Origin of the sequence: Agromyces sp. H17E-10, from assembly GCF_022919715.1 — a bacterium.
Lineage (GTDB): Bacteria > Actinomycetota > Actinomycetes > Actinomycetales > Microbacteriaceae > Agromyces.
In genome coordinates this window covers 1311263-1329749 of the sequence record NZ_CP095042.1, presented here as the reverse complement: position 1 = coordinate 1329749, position 18487 = coordinate 1311263, and the positions used below count along the sequence as shown (strand labels likewise).

17 protein-coding genes are annotated in these 18487 nt (G+C 72.4%); 5 read left to right on the top strand and 12 right to left on the bottom strand.

The window, feature by feature from the left end:
• Nucleotides 1-84 precede the first annotated feature (84 nt).
• Nucleotides 85-579, top strand: a complete 495-nt coding sequence (locus MUN74_RS06045) for an FBP domain-containing protein (protein ID WP_244855524.1) — start codon at nt 85-87, stop codon at nt 577-579.
• A gap of 216 nt (nt 580-795) precedes the next feature.
• On the opposite strand, the gene MUN74_RS06040 is transcribed toward MUN74_RS06045, so the two are convergent.
• Entirely contained in the window at nt 796-1557 is a 762-nt protein-coding gene (locus MUN74_RS06040) for an SGNH/GDSL hydrolase family protein (protein WP_244855523.1), read from the bottom strand.
• 80 nt (nt 1558-1637) lie between these two features.
• Entirely contained in the window at nt 1638-1826 is a 189-nt protein-coding gene (locus MUN74_RS06035; RefSeq protein ID WP_244855522.1) for a DUF1918 domain-containing protein, read from the bottom strand.
• A gap of 145 nt (nt 1827-1971) precedes the next feature.
• Between MUN74_RS06035 and MUN74_RS06030 the strand changes: the two genes are divergently transcribed.
• The gene (locus MUN74_RS06030) at nt 1972-3381 is read left to right on the top strand and encodes a GH1 family beta-glucosidase (RefSeq protein WP_244855521.1); all 1410 of its coding nucleotides are present in this window, start codon (nt 1972-1974) and stop codon (nt 3379-3381) included.
• Between the two features lie 180 nt (nt 3382-3561).
• On the opposite strand, the gene MUN74_RS06025 is transcribed toward MUN74_RS06030, so the two are convergent.
• The 10 genes from MUN74_RS06025 to MUN74_RS05980 form a co-directional block, all read right to left on the bottom strand.
• On the bottom strand, nt 3562-5121 hold the full coding sequence (locus MUN74_RS06025; RefSeq protein WP_244855520.1) for a PucR family transcriptional regulator: 1560 nt from the start codon (nt 5119-5121) through the stop codon (nt 3562-3564).
• Between the two features lie 326 nt (nt 5122-5447).
• Nucleotides 5448-6857 (bottom strand): kynureninase, encoded by a 1410-nt coding sequence (gene kynU, locus MUN74_RS06020; protein WP_244855519.1) that lies wholly within the window; start codon nt 6855-6857, stop codon nt 5448-5450.
• 84 nt (nt 6858-6941) lie between these two features.
• A complete protein-coding gene (locus MUN74_RS06015; protein ID WP_244855518.1) occupies nt 6942-7934 on the bottom strand; it encodes an amidohydrolase family protein in 993 nt (330 codons plus the stop codon).
• A 5-nt stretch (nt 7935-7939) separates the two neighbouring features.
• Nucleotides 7940-8464: a 3-hydroxyanthranilate 3,4-dioxygenase gene (locus MUN74_RS06010; protein ID WP_244855517.1), complete on the bottom strand. Its 525-nt coding sequence runs from the start codon at nt 8462-8464 to the stop codon at nt 7940-7942.
• Complete coding sequence (locus tag MUN74_RS06005; RefSeq protein ID WP_244855516.1) at nt 8461-8973, bottom strand: RidA family protein; 513 nt, start codon at nt 8971-8973, stop codon at nt 8461-8463. Before MUN74_RS06005 ends, MUN74_RS06010 begins: the two co-directional genes overlap by 4 nt.
• Complete coding sequence (locus MUN74_RS06000; protein ID WP_244855515.1) at nt 8970-9830, bottom strand: 2-keto-4-pentenoate hydratase; 861 nt, start codon at nt 9828-9830, stop codon at nt 8970-8972. Before MUN74_RS06000 ends, MUN74_RS06005 begins: the two co-directional genes overlap by 4 nt.
• Nucleotides 9827-10939 carry a 4-hydroxy-2-oxovalerate aldolase gene (gene dmpG, locus MUN74_RS05995; RefSeq protein WP_244855514.1) on the bottom strand — a complete coding sequence of 371 codons (1113 nt, stop codon included), beginning with the start codon at nt 10937-10939 and terminating at the stop codon, nt 9827-9829. The genes MUN74_RS06000 and dmpG overlap by 4 nt, the downstream gene beginning before the upstream one ends.
• Nucleotides 10936-11907, bottom strand: a complete 972-nt coding sequence (locus MUN74_RS05990; protein WP_244855513.1) for an acetaldehyde dehydrogenase (acetylating) — start codon at nt 11905-11907, stop codon at nt 10936-10938. The genes dmpG and MUN74_RS05990 overlap by 4 nt, the downstream gene beginning before the upstream one ends.
• Nucleotides 11904-12857 (bottom strand): 2-keto-4-pentenoate hydratase, encoded by a 954-nt coding sequence (locus MUN74_RS05985; protein ID WP_305038267.1) that lies wholly within the window; start codon nt 12855-12857, stop codon nt 11904-11906. The genes MUN74_RS05990 and MUN74_RS05985 overlap by 4 nt, the downstream gene beginning before the upstream one ends.
• A complete protein-coding gene (locus MUN74_RS05980) occupies nt 12854-14362 on the bottom strand; it encodes a 2-hydroxymuconic semialdehyde dehydrogenase (protein WP_244855512.1) in 1509 nt (502 codons plus the stop codon). Before MUN74_RS05980 ends, MUN74_RS05985 begins: the two co-directional genes overlap by 4 nt.
• 83 nt (nt 14363-14445) lie before the next feature.
• Between MUN74_RS05980 and MUN74_RS05975 the strand changes: the two genes are divergently transcribed.
• The 3 genes from MUN74_RS05975 (at nt 14446) to MUN74_RS05965 (ending at nt 18402) form a co-directional block, all read left to right on the top strand.
• Nucleotides 14446-15399 carry a LysR substrate-binding domain-containing protein gene (locus MUN74_RS05975; RefSeq protein ID WP_244855511.1) on the top strand — a complete coding sequence of 318 codons (954 nt, stop codon included), beginning with the start codon at nt 14446-14448 and terminating at the stop codon, nt 15397-15399.
• Between the two features lie 236 nt (nt 15400-15635).
• Nucleotides 15636-17252 carry an LVIVD repeat-containing protein gene (locus MUN74_RS05970; protein ID WP_244855510.1) on the top strand — a complete coding sequence of 539 codons (1617 nt, stop codon included), beginning with the start codon at nt 15636-15638 and terminating at the stop codon, nt 17250-17252.
• 7 nt (nt 17253-17259) lie between these two features.
• Nucleotides 17260-18402 (top strand): ABC transporter ATP-binding protein, encoded by a 1143-nt coding sequence (locus tag MUN74_RS05965; RefSeq protein WP_244855509.1) that lies wholly within the window; start codon nt 17260-17262, stop codon nt 18400-18402.
• Nucleotides 18403-18487 lie beyond the last annotated feature (85 nt).

Genomic DNA, 18487 nt, shown 5'->3' with positions numbered 1-18487 from the left:
CGGCCCGCGGGGCGCGTATGACGGCCGCGGATGCCGCGCCCGGAGGCCCTTCGTAGACTGGGGGAGTCGCACGAGGGGAGACCGATGCAGCCACTGGTCGAGTCCGACGTCAAGGCAGCGCTCGGCAACGCGAGCGAGGGTGAGCTCGCCCAGCTGTCGCTGCCGGTGAAGTTCTTCGTGACCGAGTGGGCGCACCTCGACGCGTTCGCGTGGCGCGACCCGCGCATCGCCTCGCGCGGCTACCTCGTGACCGAGCTCGACGGCGGCGTCGCCGGCATCGTGCTGCGCGCCGCGGAGCACACCGGCTCGCGCCACCGAGCAGCCGTCTGCAACCTCTGCCACACGCACCAGCCCGGCGACCAGGTCGCACTCTTCTCGGCCCGTCGCGCGGGCGAGGCGGGCGAACGCGGCGACAGCGTCGGCACCTACATCTGCAGCGACCTCGCGTGCCAGGAGACGGTGCGGCTCGGCCGCCCGCCGGCACCGTCGGAGGTGCTGCCGAGCGCGCACGAGCTCGAGCGCATCGAGGGTCTCGCCCGGCGCACCAAGGCGTTCGTCGCCGACGTGCTCGGCGCCTGAGGTCGGCTTCGGGAGGAGCATCCGGCACAGAGGCCGCCATGCGGCCCCGATTGTCGGATGCTCCGGCTCAAGGCGTGGCGGATGCGCAGGCATGGCCGGGCTCGGCCGGGTCGCGCCCGGTCACACCGGGTCCCACCCGGTCACACCGTGTCGCGCCCGCCGCACCACCAGACGCCGCGAGCGCCTGGCCGTGCCGGACTCTGGCGGACTCGGCGCTCAGCTCGGCGTGATCGCCTCGAGCGTCGCGCGCTTGGCGACCCGTCCGTCGCCCGACGAGCGACCGGTGAGCCGGCGCCCGATCCAGGGCAGCACGAACTCGCGGTAGTACGCGGCGGTGTTGCGGCTGCGGGGCCCGGGCGGCGCGGCCGCGACCTCCTCGACGCCCCACTCGGGCGGCACGGGCACGTCGAGCGCGGTGAGCACGTTCGAGGCGACGCGGGCGTGGCCGAGCGCGTTGAGGTGCAGCTTGTCGGGCGACCAGTACCGGATGTCGCGCAGGCCGCGGTCGTTGAAGTTGTCGACGAAGGTGACGCCCTCGAGCGATCCGAGGTCGACGAGGGCAGCGGTGAGCCGAGCGCCGCGGGCGTCGAAGACCTTGCCCATCGGCAGGTGCTCGGTCGGGTTCGCCCCGCTCAGCATGAGCACGTGGATGCCCGCGTCGCGGATGCGGTTGATCGCGTCGCGGAACCGCGTCGCCGTCACCTGCTCGTCCATGCGGGGGCGCAGCATGTCGTTGCCGCCGCCGTTGAAGCTCAGCAGTTCTGGCTGCAGGGCGATCGCGGCGTCCAGCTGCTCGTCGATGATCGGTCCGAGCTTGCGCCCGCGGATGGCGAGGTTCGCGTAGCCGATCGGCTCGCGCGCGTGCATCGCGAGGCCGAGCGCCACGAAGTCGGCCCAGCCCCGCACGCTGCCGTCGGGCAGTTCGTCGCCGACGCCCTCCGTGAAGCTGTCGCCGATCGCCGCATACGAATGGAACATGCCGTCAACGCTAGCGCGGCGCGGGCGCGAGGCATCCCGCTCGCCCTGCATCGATGCGAACCGGATGCCTCGGCCGAGGCCTACTCGGCGGCGTGTTCGACCTCGCAGTCGGCGCCCGGGTAGAGCAGCGTCTCGTGCCCGTCGTCGAAGCGCACGAGGTACGGCGGCCCGCCGTCCTCGCCGCGCACCTCGAGGATCTCGCCGTGCCGGCCGGGCTGGCCGACCTGCTTTCCGTGGATGACGAGGCGTTCGCCCACCGTGGCCTGCATCGCAACCCCCTCCGACGGTTACAGCGTACGCCGGGCGGTGCGGGCCGGAAAGTGCTTCCTGCGCAGCGGACCGACGGGTAGGGTGGCAGAACTGGGTCAAACGTCCCACTTCTGCCCGACGGCACAGAGAACAGCGAGGTTCACGATGGATGCTTCGAGCGCGCGTGCGGCGGATCTGCCGCGCTTCCCGCGGGGATTCCGGTGGGGTGCGGCGACCGCGGCCTTCCAGATCGAGGGGTCGACGACCGCCGACGGGCGCGGGCCGAGCATCTGGGACACGTTCACGGCCGAGCCGGGGCGCGTCGTCGACGGGTCGAACGCCCTCGTGGCGGCCGACAGCTATCGCCGGTATCGCGACGACATCGCGGAGCTCGTCGACCTCGGCGCGACCGACTATCGGTTCTCCATCTCGTGGCCGCGCGTGCAGCCGGGCGGCACCGGGCCGGCCAACGCCGCGGGCCTCGACCACTACGAGCGGTTCGTCGACGCACTGGCCGAGGCCGGCATCGCGCCGCTCGTGACGCTCTACCACTGGGACCTGCCGCAGCCGCTCGAGGACGCGGGCGGCTGGCTCGCACGCGACACCGCCGCGCGGTACGCCGAGTACGTGGGGCTCGTGCTCGACCGGCTCGGCGACCGCGTCGGGCGATGGATCACGCTCAACGAACCGGCCATGACCACGCTCGAGGGTTACGCCCTCGGCACGCAGGCGCCCGGGCGGCAGCTCATGCTCGGTGCGCTGCCGACGGTGCACCACCAGCTGCTCGGGCACGGGCTCGCGGTCGCGGCGATCCGCGCCGCGGGGTCGGGTTCGGGTTCGGGTTCGGTCGAGGTCGGCATCACGAACAACCACACCCTCGTCGTGCCCGCTTCGAGCGACCCCGCCGACCTCATGGCCGCGGGCGCGTTCGACCTCGTCTACAACCGCACCTTCATCGACCCCGTGCTGACGGGCGCCTACCCCGACCTGTCGGCGTTCGGGCTCGAGGTGTTCCCGGGGCTCGAAGACGGCGACCTCGAGGTGATCTCCGCGCCGCTCGACTTCTACGGCGTGAACTCGTACAACCCGACGTACGTCGCCGCGCCCGCCGAGGGGTCGGAGTTCGCGCTCGCCGGGTTGCCGTTCGAGCCGGCGGAGCCGCCCGCGGGAACCCCCGTGACCGGCTTCGACTGGCCCGTCGTGCCCGCCGCGTTCGGCGAGCTGCTCGTGAGCCTGCATCGCGACTACGGCGACGCACTGCCGCCGGTCGTCATCACTGAGAACGGCGCCTCGTATCCCGACCAGGTCGTCACGGGTGCTGAGGGCAGCCGCGCCGTGCACGACGTCGAGCGCATCGCCTACCTCGACGGGCACCTCCGGGCCGTCGCCGATGCGATCGAGCAGGGCGTCGACGTGCGCGGCTACTTCGTGTGGTCGCTCATGGACAACTTCGAGTGGGCGCAGGGCTACACGCAGCGGTTCGGACTCGTGCACGTCGACTTCGAGACGGGCGAGCGCACCCGCAAGGACTCGTTCGCCTGGTACCGCGACCTCGTGGCGGCGCAGGAGCGATAGCGCGCGTCATCCGCGCCACGAATTCGGCGATCGCCATGGAATCGGACCGATCCTCCCGAACCGGTCCGAGGCAGTGGCGATCGCCGAGATCGTGGCGCGCGGTCGAGTGGGGGCGCGGGTGCGCGGGCGCGGGCGAGCACGCGAGCGGGCGTGGCACAGCTTCAGGTACCGTGATCCGCCTTACTCGACCGCGAGCAGCGCCGCCCACAGGTCGGCGCGCGCGTGGAACCCCGAGAGGTCGCGCCCGAGCAGCCGCTCGGCGAGCGCGATGCGGCTGCGCACGGTGTGCCGGTGCACGCCGAGCTCCTGCGCCGTGGCGTCGAACTGGCCGCCGTGCTCGAGCCACGTGCGGGTCGTCTCGACGAGGGTCGTGCCGTTCGCGGCGTCGTGCGCGGTGAGCGGGGCGAGCGTCGCGAATGCGACGGCCCGTGCGTCGGTGCGGGCGAGGAACGCGAGCACCCCCTGCCGGCTGATCTCGTCGAAGTTGACGACGCCGGCACCGCTCTCACGGGCTCGGTCGAGGGCTCGCAGCGCCTGTTCGTGCGCCTGCGGAACCCCGGCGTCGGCCACGGGGTCGGAGACGCCGACGGGCAGCTCGAACTCGGCCGCGAGCTCGTCGGCGACCGGCGCGTCGGCCTCCTCGACGATGAGCACGAAACGCTCGTCGTCGCGGCCGAAGAACAGGCGGCCCCCGCGCTCCTCGACCCGCAGTTCGAGCAACTCGGTCATGCGGTCGACCTGGGCAGGGGCATCCGTCACGATGACGCGCACCGGCGCCTCGGGAAGGGGGCCCCACATCTCGGCCGAGACGCGCTCGGCGAGGGCGGTGTCGCCGTCGAGGATGCCGCGCAGGAGGCCCGACCGCAGGTGGCCACGTGCGCGGTCGAGGTCGCGGTTCTGCTCGAGGGCGAGGCCGGCGAGGGCGATGACCGAGTTCACGACCTCGCGACCGGCGGCGTCGAGCTCGGCCGAGTCGCCGATCGCGAGCACGCCGCGAAGCGATCCGCCGCCGCCGAGAGTCTGCAGGGTCATGCGCTGCGGCGAATCGGTCGACTCGGCGGCGAGCAGCGTGCGGCTCGCGCGCTGGCCACGGCGCAGCATCGAACGCGCCTCGCCGACGACCTCGCCGAGGGCGGGCTGGGGGAGTCCGTCGGCCGGGGCCTCGCGGTCGAGGGTGCCGGTCGCGTCGATGAGGCCGACCCAGGCGCCGAGTCGATGCGAGAGCTCGGCGAGCGTCGCCGAGAGGCCGTCGGGGCGCAGCGCGGCGAGCGAGATCGCACGCTGGGCGGCGAGCGCCCACGCCTGGCGGGCGTACGCGTCTTCGGCGATGAGGTCGGCGACGGTGCGCGCGATCGCGATGAACGGCACCCGGTACGGAACCTCGAAGAGTGGCAGTCCCTGCGCCGTGCAGGCGGCGACGAGCGCGTCGGGCGTGCCGGCGCGGATCACCTCGGTGCCGAAGCCGAGCGCGGCGATGCCCTTCTCGCGCAGGCGCGCGACGTACGAGTCGGCGAACCCCGCGTCGCCGGAATCGTCGCCCACGACGCCCTCGGCGAACTGCGTGCCGGTCGTGAGCAGCACGTGTCCCGCGTCGAGGAACGGCGTCGGATCGGCGAGGTCGGAGCTGTGCGCCCACACGACCGTCGCCTCGAGCGCGCCGTCGGGGAGGGAGTCGGCCGGAGTGAGGAGGCCGAGGCCGAGCTCGGGGTGGGACAGCAGGGTCTGCACGGTGGGCTTCATGCGGCACGCCTCGGGATCGGTGGGTTACCCGACCGGCGCGCTGTACACGCCGGCGAACATCATGCCCTGAGTGTACACATCGGCGCGAGGCATCCGTCTCATGTTTCAGCCCGCCCGCGTAAGCGGCGTCGGCGCGCTCGGTTCACCCATGTTTCTCGGCGTCGAGCGTGCACTCATCGTCCGCTTTCGGGCGGGAAGTGCGCTTTCGACGTGTGGGCTTGGTCGCTCGAGCAGGATGCGGCTGTGGGGGTGCATCGAGAGTGCACTCATCGCCCGCTTTCGGGCGGGAAGTGCACTTTCGAGGGGCCGTTCAGAAAGTTGGGCGGTCAGGTGACGGCGCCGCGGCGGGCGAAGCGCTCGTCGCGCCACGACTCGGTCGCGAGCACGTCCTCGAGCACGGCGACCGCGTCCCAGACGTCGGTGTGCGTGACGTAGAGCGGGGTGAAGCCGAATCGCATGAGGTCGGGCGCGCGGAAGTCGCCGATGACGCCCCGCTCGATGATGGCCTGCATGACCGCGTAGCCGTCGGCGGTCTCGGGCAGGACGCTGGGGGTGGTCGCGGCGGCAACGCCGGTGTCGTCCGAGGCGCCGGCCGAGGTGCCGGCCGAGGTGCCGGCCGAGCTGCCGGCCGAGCTGCCGGCCGAGCCGCCAGTGCGTGCCGCCCCCGCGAACCGCAGCGAGACCTGGCTCCCGCGGCGCGCCGACTGCCGGGGCGTGACGACCTCGACGCCGAAGCGACCGAGGCGCGCGTCGACGAGCGAGATGAAGAGCTCGGTGAGGCGCAGGCTCTTCTCGCGGAGGGCCTCCAGGTCGACGTCGTCCCACACGTCGAGGCTCGCCTCGAGTCCCGCGACCGAGAGCAGCTGGGGCGTGCCGACGCGGAACCGGGTGATGCCCTCGGCGGGGGCGTAGTCGATGCCGAAGTCGAAGGGGCGTGCGTGCCCGTGCCAGCCGGTGAGTGCCGGGCGAGCGTCGGCCTGGTGGCGCTCGGCGACCCAGATGAACGACGGCGAGCCCGGTCCGCCGTTGAGGTATTTGTAGGTGCAGCCGATCGCGAAGTCGGCGCCCGCCCCGTTGAGGTCGACCGGCACCGCGCCGACCGAGTGGCAGAGGTCCCACACCATGAGCGCGCCCGCCTCGTGCACGCGACGCGTCACCTCGGCCAGGTCGTACATGCGCCCGGTGCGGTAGTTGACGTGGGTGAGCACGACGACCGCGACGTCGTCGCCGAGCACCGCGTCGAGGTCGTCCTCGCCGTCGATGAGCCGGCGCTCGAGCGGGGCGCCGGCCGCGCCGGCGAGTTCCTGCACGCTCTCGAGGATGTACAGGTCGGTCGGGAAGCTGCCGCGCTCCGACACGATCACCCGCCGGCCGGGTCGGAGTCGCGCCGCCGCCATCGCGACCTGGAAGAGGCTCGCCGAGGTCGAGTCGCCGAGCACGACCTCGCCGGCCGCGGCTCCGATGAGCGGCGCGATGCGGTCGCCGAGCGTGCGCGGCTTGTCGAACCAGCCCGCGTCGTTCCAGCTGCGGATGAGTCCGGTGCCCCACTCCTCGCGGATCACCCGCTCGACGTGCGCCGCCGTCGTGCGCGGCAGTGCGCCGAGCGAGTTGCCGTCGAGGTAGACGACGCTCTCGGGCAGGTCGAACCGCTCGCGGAGCGCGGCGAGCGGGTCGGCCGCGTCGAGGTCGGCGCACGTCGCGCGGTCGATCGTGTGCGGGGTGGTCGCGAGGGTCATGCGTAGCTCCGGTCAGGTCGGGACGAGAGGGTGGGTCGGTCGGAGGCGGGGCGGATCAGGGATGCATCGAACGCGGCATCCCGCTCACCGCCCGAGGAATCGCAGCGCGTTGCCGCGCCGGATCGCCTCGGCCTGGTCGGCGGTCAGGAAGCCGGCACGGTCGACGACCGACCCGACGGGGCGTTCACCGAGCGGGTAGGGGTAGTCGCTGCCCACCATCACCTGCGACGCGCCGAGCGTGTCGACGAGCAGCCGCAGCGCGGCGGGGTCGAACACGACCGAGTCGACGCTGAACCGGTCGAGGTAGGCCGACGGCGGCCGCTCGCTGACACCGATGAGGTCGCGCCGCTGATGCCAGGCGTTCTCGAACCGGCCGAGCCAGAACGCGAACGACCCGCCGCCGTGGGCGAAGGCGATGCGCAGCGACGGCGGTACCCGGTCGAACACGCCCCCGAGGATCATGGCGATGATCGACAGGTGCGTCTCGGCGGGCATTCCGGCGAGCCAGCGGGCCATCCAGCGGTCGAGGCGGGGCGAGCCCGGCATGTCCCACGGGTGCACGAACACGGGGATGCCCTCGCTCGCGCAGTGCTGCAGGAACGTGACGATGCCCTCGTCGTCGAGGTCGCGGTCGCCGACGTGGTTGCCGATCTCGACGCCCGCGTGCCCCGAGGCGATCGCACGCGACGCCTCGGCGCAGGCCGCGTCGGTGTCCTGCAGCGGCACCTGGGCGAACGGCACGAACCGGTCGGGGGCGGGGGCGCTGACCTCGAGCGCGAGGTCGTTGAAGATGCGGGCGACTCGCGCAGCGGCATCCCCCGACGCGTCGTACGAGAAGAAGACCGGGGTCGGCGAGATGACCTGCAGTTCGACGCCGTCGGCGTCCATGTCGGCCAGTCGCGCCTCGGCGTCCCAGCAGCGATCATCGATGCGACGGAACTCGGTCGAACCGAGCATGATCATCGCCTCGCGCTCGGAGTCCACGCGCAGCGTCGGCCAGACGCCGGGCCCGGCCTCGGTGGCGAGGTCGGGCCAGGCGTTCGGCACGAAGTGCGTGTGGACGTCGATCGTGCCCAACGGGTTCAGCCCTTGCCGGGGTGGACGGTGCCGCAGTTCGGGCACGTCCGACCCTCTTCGCTCTCGTAGAACTCGCGGAAGACGGGCGGCAGGTCCTCGACGATGTCACGCACCTGCAGCTCGACCTCGTGCACCTTGGTGTTGCAGTTCGGGCAGAACCAGGCGAACTTCTCGAGCGTGCCCTCCTCGCGGATGCGCTCGATGACGATGCCGATCGAGCCCGCCTCGGGCCGCTGCGGCGAGTGGTACACGTTGCCGGGCAGGAGCCACATCTCGCCCTCGCGGATGTCGATGCGCTGGGGCCCGTCCTCCGTCTGGATGTTCACGTGCATGTTGCCGCGGTACTGGTAGAACCACTCCTCGTACGGGTCGAAGTGGAAGTCGGTGCGCTGGTTCGGCCCGCCGACGACCTGCACGATGAAGTCGTTCATCGGGATGAACGCCTGCTTGTTGTTGACCGGCGGCTTGAGCAGGTGCTCGTGCTCCTTGATCCAGGCCGGGAAATCGATCACGGGTGGGATGGTGGTCATTGCTTCTCCTCCTCGAGAGTGGTGGTGCTGGGTACGGTTCGGGTGCCGGATGCCGCGGGCGAATCGGATGCCGCGGGCGAATCGGATGCTCCGGCGGGACGCCGCGCGATCGCCTGGATCTCGATGCGCAGGTGCGGATGCGGCAGCTGGTGCACGGCCACAGTCGTGCGGGCGGGCCCGCCCTCGTCGAAGTACTCGGCCCACACGGCGTTGTACCCGGCGAAGTCGTTCATGTCGACGAGGTAGCTCGTCGCCTGCACGAGGTCGGCGAGCGTGCACCCCGCCTCGGCCAGGATCGCCCGGATGTTCTCGATGACGGCGCGGGTCTGCACGGCGATGTCGAGCCGCGTCGCGCCGAACTCGTCGGCGTCGGCGCCCGCGATCGTGTTGTCGGGGCGGCGGCTCGACGTGCCCGAGACGAACACGAGGTCGCCCGAGACACGCGCGTGCGGGAACCGTCCGCGCGGCGTCGCCTTGCCGTCGACGAGGATGCCCCGTGCCTCGGTCATCGCGCACCGCCTTCGCCGTTCGCGGCCGACGCGGGCCGGTCAGGGGCGGCGGGCCGGTCGGGGGCAGCGGGCCGGTCGGCCCTTCCGCTCGTGCGGACCGAGACCTCGCCGAGCCCGGCGACGTGCGCCGTGACGACGCCGCGGGCGGGCAGGGGCACCGCGACCGTCGCGGCCCCGGCGAGCAGCACCATTCCGGCGCGCAGCGCGAAGCCGTGCCGCCGGGCGAGCCGGAGCGCCGCGTCGAGCGCCCGCACGGGGTCGCCGAGGATCGCGGCGGTCGAGCCGGCCTGCGAGAGCCGTCCGTCGATCTCGAGGCGGACGGCGCGGTTGTCGAGCGGGCCGACCTCCTCGGGCGAGCGCCACGGCCCGATCGTGAACGCCGCGGCCGAGGCGTTGTCGGCCACGACGTCGTCGAGGCTGAACGTGAAGTCGCGGTAGCGCGAGTCGATGATCTCGAGCGCGGGCGCGACGCCGGCGACGGCGCCGAGCGCGTCGGACGCGGGTCGCGTCGGGTCGTCGAGGTCGTCGCCCAGGAGGAACGCGACCTCGGGTTCGATGCGCGGGTGGATCGCCGTCGACACGTCGAACACCCCGCCGTCGGCGAGGCGCATGGCGTCGGTGACGGTGCCGATGATGACGTCGTCGACGCCCATCTGCTGCGCCTTCGCGCGCGACGTGAAGCCGAGCTTCAGGCCGGCGATGCGCTCGCCGCGGGCGACCCTGCGGGCGAGGAGCGCGTGCTGGGTGGCGTAGGCGGCGTCGAGACCGATCGCCGCGTCGGCGGCGAGCTGCGTGGTCGGAGAGGCCGTGCGCTGGGCGCGGTCGAGCGCCGCCGCGAACGCCGAGGCGGCGGTCATGCCGCACCTCCGGCACCGGCCGCGGCTGCGGCGCCCGCAGCGTCGGCGCCCGCACCGGCGAGCTGCGCGGCACGCGCCTCGACGAGGTCGAGCGCGACGTCGACGATCATGTCCTCCTGGCCGCCGACCATGCGGCGGTCGCCGAGCTCGACGAGGATGTCGCGGGCGTCGAGCCCGTGCCGGGCGGCAGCCCGTTCGGCGTGCAGCAGGAAGCTCGAGTACACGCCCGCGTATCCGAGGGTGAGGGTCTCGCGGTCGACCCGGACGGGCCGGCGCTGGAGGGGTCGGACGAGTTCCTCCGCGGCATCCTGCAGCGTGAAGAGGTCGCAGCCGTGCTCGAAGCCGCTGAGGTCGGCGACGGCGACGAACGCCTCGATCGGGCAGTTGCCGGCGCCCGCGCCCTGCCCCGCGAGCGACGCGTCGACGCGGAACGCGCCGTGCTCGACGGCGGTCACGCTGTTCGCGACGCTCAGCGAGAGGTTCTCGTGCGCGTGGATGCCGATCTGCGTCTCGAGCGCGAGCACCTCGCGGTAGGCGTCGACGCGGTCGGCGACGCCCTGCATCGTGAGCCGGCCGCCGGAGTCGGTGACGTAGACGCAGTGGGCGCCGTACGACTCCATGAGCCTCGCCTGCTCGGCGAGGCCGCGCGGGTCGTTCATGTGGCTCATCATGAGGAAGCCCGAGACGTCCATGCCGTGCTCGCGCGCCCACCCGATGTGCTGGGCGGAGACGTCGGCCTCGGTGCAGTGGGTCGCGACGCGCACGCTCGCGACGCCGAGGTCGCGGGCGCGGGCGAGGTCGTCGATCGTGCCGATGCCGGGCAGGATGAGGGTCGTGAGCTTCGCCCGGTCGAGCACCGAGGCGGCCGCCTCGATCCACTGCCAGTCGGTGTGGGCGCCCTGCCCGTACGCGACGCTCGAGCCGCCGAGGCCGTCGCCGTGCGCGACCTCGATCGCGTCGACCCCGGCTGCTTCGAGCGCGCGCGAGATGTCGCGCACCTGGTCGAGCGTGTAGCGGTGCGCCATCGCGTGCATGCCGTCGCGCAGGGTGACGTCCTGCACGTAGATCTTCTTCGAGCCGGATGCTGCGGCCGGGGCGGTCTCGGTCATGCGGTGGCTCCCTGGGGCTCGGCGGTCGCCCGTTCGGCGGTCGCGCGTTCGGCGACGAGTCGCTCGGCGGTGCGCAGCGCCGCGGAGGTCATGATGTCGAGGTTGCCCGCGTATTCGGGCAGGTAGTGCCCGGCGCCCGCGACCTCGAGCAGGACGGTCACGCGCGTGCCGCGGAACGGCCGGTCGAGCGCCGGCACGTACGGCTCGTCGACCGCGTCGAACTGCACCTGCTGCTTGAGCCGGTAGCCGCCGACGTAGCCCTGCACCTCGGCGACCATCGCATCGACCGAGTCGCGCACGGCGGCCTCGTCGAGCGGGGCGTCGCTCTCGTGCTCGACGAGGCAGTAGACCGTGTCGCGCATGATGAGCGGCGGCTCGGCCGGGTTCAGCACGATGATCGCCTTGCCGCGCTCGGCGCCGCCGATCACCTCGAGGGCGCGGGCGGTGGTCTGCGTGAACTCGTCGATGTTCGCCCGGGTGCCGGGGCCCGCCGAGCGCGACGAGATCGACGCGACGATCTCGGCGTACGCGACGGGCGCGACGCGCGAGACCGCGGCCACCATCGGCACGGTCGCCTGGCCGCCGCACGTGACCATGTTGACGTTCGTGGCACCGAGGTGCTCGCCGAGGTTCACGACGGGTACGACGTACGGCCCGATCGCGGCCGGGGTGAGGTCGACCATGACGCGGCCCGCGTCGCGCACCAGTGCGTCGTTGCGGGCGTGCGCGCCCGCGCTCGTGGCGTCGAAGACGATCTCGACGTCCGCGAACTCGGGCATCGCGACGAGCCCGTCGACGCCCTCGTGGGTCGTCGCGACGCCGAGGCGGCGCGCGCGGGCGAGCCCGTCGGAGTCGGGGTCGATGCCCGCCATCGCGACGACGTGCAGGGTCTGCGAGAGCCGCTTGACCTTGATGAGCAGGTCGGTGCCGATGTTGCCGGATCCGATGATGGCGACGCCCGTCGTCATGCTGCGGCTCCTTCCGTGGGGGCGGTCGATGAGGGGACGGTGCCGGTGGCTGCCGGGGCGGCCGCGGTGCGGATGAAGTCGGCGCGCACCTCGCCGAGACCGGCGAGCCGAGCGTGGAAGACGCCCTCGGTCGCCGCGACCATGGGGCCGAGCGCACCCGAGAGGATGACCTCGCCCGCGCGCAGCGGACGGCCGTGCCGGGCGACTGCCCGGGCGAGCCACGCGACCGCGATGACGGGGTTGCCGAGACACGCGGCACCCGACCCGACCGAGACGGGCTCGCCCCGGTGGTCGAGCCGCATGCCGACGTCGGCGAGGTCGAGCCCGTCGAGGCGGTGCGACGTCGTGCCGAGCACGACGGCCCCGCTCGAGGCGTTGTCGGCGATCGTGTCGGTGATGCGGATGTCCCAGCCCGCGATGCGCGAGTCGACGACCTCGATCGCGGGCAGCACGAACTCGGTCGCGCGGATCACGTCGGCGACGTTCGCCGTCTCCGAGTCGAGGTCGTGGCCGAGCACGAACGCGACCTCGGCCTCGACCCGGGGCTGCAGGAACCGCCCGAGGTCGATCGGCTCGCGGTCGGCGAAGACCATGTCGTCGAGCAGCACGCCGTAGTCGGGGGAGTAGACGCCGAACTGCGCCTGCACCGCGGGCGAGGTGAGCCCGATCTTGCGGCCGACGATGCGGCGCCCGTCGGCGAGCAGCCGGTCGATGCCGAGCGACTGCACGGCGTAGGCCGCGTCCTGGTTGGTCTCGCCGATGAGCTCGCGCACGGGGGCGCACGCGACGCCCGTTCGGGCGGCGGCCAGCAGTCGCGCGTCGGCGGCCGACCACGAGGCATCCGTCGCCGCATGGCTCACGCGGGCGGCATCGGCACCCGAGCGGCTCGCGCCCGCGGCATCCGCCGTCGGTTCTTCGCCCGGCCATGCCGGGGCGCTCGGCCCGCTCACAGTTGCACGCACACGTTCGTCGGCTCGGTGTAGAACTCGAGCGAGTGGCGGCCGCCCTCGCGGCCGACGCCCGAGAGCCCGACCCCGCCGAACGGGCTGCGAAGGTCGCGCAGGTACCACGTGTTCACCCACGACATGCCGACCCGCATGCGCTGCGCGACGCGGTGGCCGCGGGTGAGGTCGCTCGTCCAGGTGACGGCGGCGAGCCCGTAGTCCGTGTCGTTCGCGAGCGCGATCGCCTGCTCCTCGGTGTCGAAGGGCACGAGCGACGTGACCGGTCCGAAGACCTCCTCGCGCATCGTGCGGTGCGTGTTGTCGAGCCCGGTCCAGAGGGTGGGCTCGATCCACGATCCGCCGTCGAGGCCGTCGCCGAGGGTGGGCACGCCGCCGCCCGCGAGCACCGTCGCGCCCTCCTCGCGGGCGAGCGCGAAGTAGCCGAGCACCTTGTCGCGGTGCGCCTGCGAGATGAGGGGGCCGGTCGTGGTCGCCGGGTCCTCGGGGCGGCCGAGCCGCAGGCGGCCCGCCTGCTCGGCGAGTCCCGCGGCGACGTCGTCGAAGATCGCGCGTTCGACGTAGATGCGCTCGGTGCAGAGGCACACCTGGCCGGTGTTGAGGTAGCTCGACCGTGCGAGCCCCGCGATCGCGGCGTCGAGGTCGGCGTCGGCGAACACGACCGCCGCGTTCTTGCCGCCGAGCTCGAACGACACGGGTCGCACGCGCGGGGCGACCGCCCGCATGATCGCCGACCCGGTCGACGACTCGCCCGTGAAGGTGACCCCGTCGATGCCCGGATGCGTCGTGAGCAACTCGCCCGCAGACCGGGAACCGAACCCGTGCACGACGTTGACGACGCCCGCCGGCACGCCCGCCTCCATGAGGATCTCGGCGAGCAGGGTCGCCGACGACGGCGTCTCCTCCGAGGGCTTCACGACGACCGTGTTGCCCGCGGCGAGGGCGGGGGCGAGCTTCCAGGTGAGCAGCAGCAGCGGCAGGTTCCACGGCACGATGACCGCGACGACCCCGAGTGGCTTGCGCACCGCGTAGTTGAGGGCGCGACGGCCGTCGGGCATCTCGGTGAGGAACGAGTCGAGGCCGGCCGATGCCACGGTGTCGGCCGCCGCGCGGAAGTTCGCCGACGCCCGGGCGACGTCGAGGTCGCGGGCGAGCGTCTCGGGCTTGCCGGTGTCGCCCACCTCGGCCGCGACGAGCTCGTCGGCGCGGCGGTCGATGACGTCGGCGACCCGGCGCAGCAGGCGCGTGCGCTCGAGCACCGTCATGCGGCCCCACGGACCCTCGAGCGCGGCACGTGCCGCGGCGACCGCACGATCGACCTCGTCGACGCCGGCCTCGTGCACGACCGCGATGAGCGAGCCATCGACGGGGTTCGTCTTGTCGAACCCGCGCACGCCGTCGACGGGCTCGCCCGCGATGAAGTTGCGGAGCCGGGTCGGGGCGGGCGGGGCGGCGGTGGCCGCAACCGCCGACGTCGTCGTCTGCGTTGGCATGGATTCAGGCTAGGAACCCCGAGGGATGCCGACAAATACTCTCTTGCTGCACTGCCATGCCCTTTCGGCTATAGTCCTGCGGCATGGCCACCGATCGACTCCTGGACGGCCGGCTCAAGATCCGGCATCTCGTGCTCGTCACCACCATCGCCGACGAGGGCACGCTCGTGCGCGCCGCCGAGGCGCTGCACATCACCCAGCCCGTCGTCACCCGCGGACTGCGCGAGGCCGAGGACATCCTCGGCGTGCCGCTCTTCGAACGACTGCCGCGCGGCGTCACCCCGACCGAGTACGGCCGACCCTTCATCGAGCGGGCCCGTTCGGTGCTCGCCGAGCTCCGCGTCGCGGGCGAGGAGGTGCGGCTGCTGCAGTCGGGTCAGCTCGGCACCGTGACCGTCGGCACGCACCTCGCCGGCTCGAACCTGCTGCTACCGCGCGCGATCGCGGGGCTCAAGAAGGAGCATCCGCGCCTGACCGTCGTCGTGCGCGAGGGCACGCCCGACACGCTGCAGCAGCTGCTGCTGGCGGGCGACCTCGACCTCACCGTCGGGCGGCTCTCGCCGACCGTGCCCGTGCGGCTCGAGCAGGAGCGCCTGCACCAGGAGCCGATCCGGCTCGTCGCCCGGGCGGGGCATCCCGTGCACGACCGGTCGACCGCGCTCGCCGACCTCGTGGCGTACCCGTGGATCTTCCCCGTCGCCCAGACCGCGCTGCGCGCCGAGCTCGAGGCGGTGTTCTTCCACGAGGGGCTGCCGCTGCCGGCCGACCGGGTCGAGTGCACGTCGATGCTGACGCTGCGCAACCTGCTCGTGTCGACCGACGTCATCGCGGCGCTGCCCATGTTCATCGCGGTCGACGACCGGGAGCTCCGCATCCTGCCGACGCCGCTGAGCTCGATCCGCCGGTCGGTCGGCGTCACGATGCCGAAGGACCGGGCGCCGTCGGCGGCCGCCGCGGCCCTGCTCACGCACCTGCGCCGGGAGGGCGCGCGGCTCGCCGAGTTCGAGCGGGAGCACGCGCGGTCGCTCGCGGAATAGTGCGACGCTCCGGTCGGTCGAGTAGCGCGAAGCGCGTATCGAGACCACCGCCCGCAGCATCCGTGGTCTCGATACGGCGCTGCGCGCCTACTCGACCGACGGAGAAGCAGGTATGCCCGCTCGGTCATGGCTCCGAGCCGTATTGATATTGGACAGCATCGCTGGGTCGGGATGACGCTGAATCTACGACGCCCCCGCGTCGGACGATCTCACTCACTGCTGCCAATGGAGGCGACATGGCCGGCTCACCGTACGTTCCCCACGCGAAGAAGTACCGCCCCGAGGACTTCCAGCGAGTGGCCGGCGAACCGAGCGACCCCGAGCCCGGCACCTGGGGCATGCAGCCCGACGGCACCTTCCTGCCGCCGGCCTCGACCCCGTCGGTGCCGCGCGATGTCTTCGTCGACTGGCCGGGCCAGCTCGACTACCGCGACCCCGAGACGTACACGCTCAACGCGACCGCCGAGGCGTTCTACCCGATCGTCGTGAACACGAGCCACTCGTGGCAGTGCATCTACGACTGGGACGGCACCCGGTACATGCTGCACTACGGTGGCGGCAACCACTGGAAGCTCTACGACATCACCGACCCGCGCGACCTCACGATCGTCGACGAGGAGCAGTGGGGCTGGGACGACCCCCGCCCGCAGTTCGGCGCGACGACCGTGCAGTTCAACGAGAAGCTCGGCAAGCATGTCGCGATCCAGGCCTCCGAGACGCCGCGCTACTTCCTCAAGGGTCGCGTCGCCAACAAGTGGATCGACGACACCGTCGAGGGCCAGCTGAAGGAGTGGGAGGGCCTGCGCGGCTTCCGCACCTTCGAGATGAACGGCCCGAGCCCCCGCGACTGGACCCTCGTCACCGAGGTCTCGACCGACCCGAACCACGGGCCCGACGAGATCCAGGAGGGCAACGGCGTGCTCGACCTGCCCGTCTACTACGGCGACAAGTACCTCTTCGTCGCGACCGCGCCCGACAACACGTTCACGAACCAGCCCTACAAGACGACGCTGTGGGCCGCCGGCCACGCCGCCTACGACGTCAGCGACCCCGCCAACCCCGAGCTGCTGTCGACCTGGTGGGTGCCCGGCACCCGCGCCGGCGAGGAGGACGACTCGGAGTACCTCGAGGGCAACGACCGCTGGAACAACAAGACGAGCTGGTTCGGCTCGCGCATGGGCGTCTTCATGCCCCGCTCGGTCGAGTCGGGCTACCGCTACGCCTACGCCGCCCAGGGCGGCCAGGGCTTCTTCGTGCTCGACGTCTCCGACCCGGCGAACATCCACCACGTCGGCTGGTGCGCGCTGCCGACGAGCGTCGCCGGCACCGAGGGCGACAACGTCGACACGACCCAGGTCGAGGAGACCGGCTACGTCTACGTCTCGGGCTACCCGATGAACACCGACTGCTACGAGCCGGCGAAGGAGATCTACCAGATCGACGTCAGCGATCCGACGCAGCCCCGCGTCGTGCGCACGCTGCCCCGCCCGCTGCCGCCCGCCGAGGCGAAGTTCACCGACTGGGCGCAGCGCCGCGGCTCGTTCGGGCCGAAGCGCTCGGGCTACTTCACGAACACGGGCACCCCGCACGGCGGCGTCATCCCCTACGCGTTCTACGCCGCGGGCCTGCAGATCTTCGACGTGCGCGACCCAGGGGACCCGAAGGTGGGCGCGTACTTCGTGCCGCCGATGGGCCTCAAGGACGACGACGACCTCGCGGCGCCCGTGCACGGCATCTTCGTCGAGTGGGACCGCAACCTCATCTGGCTGTTCGCGAACCATGGCATCTACGCGGTCTCGACGCCGCTGCTCGGCGAGCCCGTCACGGGCCCGCCGGCGAACGCAGGGGAGTGAGCGGGCGATGAGCGCTGACAACGGAGGCGGACAGCTCGTCGTCGACGGGCTCGAGAAGCAGTACTCGCTCGACGGCACCGAGGTGCCCGTCGTGAAGGGCGTGACGTTCACGATCGAGCCCGGCAAGTTCTACTCGCTGCTCGGCCCGTCGGGCTGCGGCAAGACGACCACCCTGCGCTGCGTCGCGGGCCTCGAGACGAGCAACGGGGGCGCCATCTCGCTCGACGGCAAGGTGCTCTCGACGGCGACCTCGCACGTGTCGCCCGACAAGCGCGACATCGGCATGGTGTTCCAGAACTACGCGATCTGGCCGCACATGACCGTGTTCCAGAACGCGGTGTTCCCGCTGCAGGTGTCGAGCGGCAAGCTGCCGAAGCAGGAGGCGCGCAAGCGCGCGATGGAGGCGCTCGAGCTCGTGCAGCTCGACGGCTTCGCGCACCGGCCGGCCACCGCGCTCTCGGGCGGCCAGCAGCAGCGGCTCGCCCTCGCCCGGGCGCTCGCGCATCGGCCGAAGCTGCTCCTGCTCGACGAGCCCCTGTCGAACCTCGACGCGAAGCTGCGCGACACCATGCGCAACGAGCTGCGCAACCTCCAGCAGCAGCTCGGCATCACGGCGCTGTACGTCACCCACGACCAGTCGGAGGCCCTCTCGATGTCGGACCGCGTCGCCGTCATGCACGGCGGCCGCATCGTGCAGGAGGCGACTCCGCGCGAGCTCTACTACCAGCCGGCCGACCGCTTCGTCGCCGACTTCGTCGGCAGGGTCAACATGATCGAAGCCGTCGTCCGAGAGCGTGCGACCGCCGGGGATGCCTCGGCAGAGGCATCCGTCGAGGCCTTCGGCACTCGCCTCATCACCCCCTGCCCGCCCGAGCTCGGCCCCGGCCGCGAGGTCACCGTCACGTTCCGGCCCGAGAGCGTGCGCTGGCACGAGACCGCGCCGGCCCGGCCGAACGTGCTGCCCGCCAGGGTCGCGCGCGTCGAGTTCCTCGGCGAGATCGTCGAGTACGAGGTCGAGGTGCTGAGCCAGGCCTCGGGCGCCGTCGTCGGCACGCTCGTCGGCCGCGGCGCGCCGCTCGACTCGCCGACCGCGGGCAGCGACGTGTTCATCGAGCTCGCGCCGCACGCCTGCCGCGTGCTCGCCGACTAGGGGCCGCATCCGCCGGCGGTCGCCCAGGACGTTCCACCGCACCACCCGCTCCATCCGTCCCCCAACCCACGAGATCCACGTCAGA